This window comes from Bradyrhizobium sp. Kon58 (assembly GCF_055807455.1).
In genome coordinates this window covers 1-444 of sequence record NZ_JBVVOT010000156.1, presented here as the reverse complement: position 1 = coordinate 444, position 444 = coordinate 1, and the positions used below count along the sequence as shown (strand labels likewise).

The following is a 444-nucleotide window of genomic DNA, read 5'->3' as shown; positions in this document are numbered from 1 at the left end:
CTCGCGCAACACATCGGTGATGCCACCGCCACTGTGTTGGGTGCCGGCGCTGAGGTCGGGCACGGCAATGCGGATCTCCTTGAGCTCGGCTGCGTGCACCAGGCCCGCCAGCGCGGTGCCTGCGAAATCACCGACTTCTACCTGCCGCCGGAAGGTTGCTCGTACCGCATGGCCATCGTCACCATGAAAAAGTCGTATCCCGGCCATGCCAAGCGGGTAATGCTGGGTGTGTGGTCGTTTTTACGACAATTCATGTACACCAAGTTCGTTATTGTCACCGACGACGACATCAACGCTCGCGACTGGAACGACGTGATCTGGGCCATTACCACGCGTATGGACCCCAAGCGCGACACGGTAATGATCGACAATACGCCGATCGACTACCTCGATTTCGCCTCGCCGGTGTCGGGCCTCGGGTCAAAAATGGGCCTGGATGCCACG

General features: G+C 59.9%; 1 pseudogene. It reads left to right on the top strand.

What is annotated here, in order from left to right:
* Window positions 1-444: pseudogene (locus AC0L20_RS39920) on the top strand (hypothetical protein); the annotation flags it as partial.